Below are 466 nucleotides of genomic sequence, written 5' to 3'. Positions count from 1 at the left end.
GAAATCATTACACCGCGCCCAGCGCCGGGAACCGCAGCTTAAGCTCCGCAAACAACTGCGACATCTGTTCATCCAACGCCAGCGCATTACCCTCGCCTGCTTGCACTGCGGCAAAAACCTGGTGCTTAAGGAAGTGACGCCACACCACCGGTTGCTGCGCCAGAAATGCGGTCAGCAGCTGATAACGCTGCGGGGTCCAGACCGCTTCAAAGGTGCGGCGGGCTTCACCCACATCAAAGTGTTCGCCGTTCCCCTCCGGCATGGCGGCACGCAGACGGGCCGTACCGACTTCGTCGATCTCCCCGCGCTGCAACGCCACACCATACTGCTCACGCGCCGCCTGCTCCGTCAGGAAACCGCACTGTACATCCTGTAATACCGCCTGCACCCGGCGGTGTTTCGCCAGTCCGTAGCCGCCCGCGCCCGGGCCTTTGATGGCCACCACATCGCCAGGACCACAGTGGAT

General features: G+C 62.7%; 1 pseudogene. It reads right to left on the bottom strand.

Features of this window, described 5'->3' with window-relative positions:
* Positions 1 to 7 precede the first annotated feature (7 nt).
* A pseudogene (locus WH277_RS01060) lies at positions 8 to 466 on the bottom strand (hydantoinase B/oxoprolinase family protein); the annotation flags it as partial.

Origin of the sequence: Erwinia sp. MYb416, assembly GCF_037479575.1 — a bacterium.
Lineage (GTDB): Bacteria > Pseudomonadota > Gammaproteobacteria > Enterobacterales > Enterobacteriaceae > Erwinia > Erwinia rhapontici.
The sequence above is the reverse complement of the archived record's forward strand: the minus strand, read 5'-3'. Positions and strand labels throughout refer to the sequence as shown.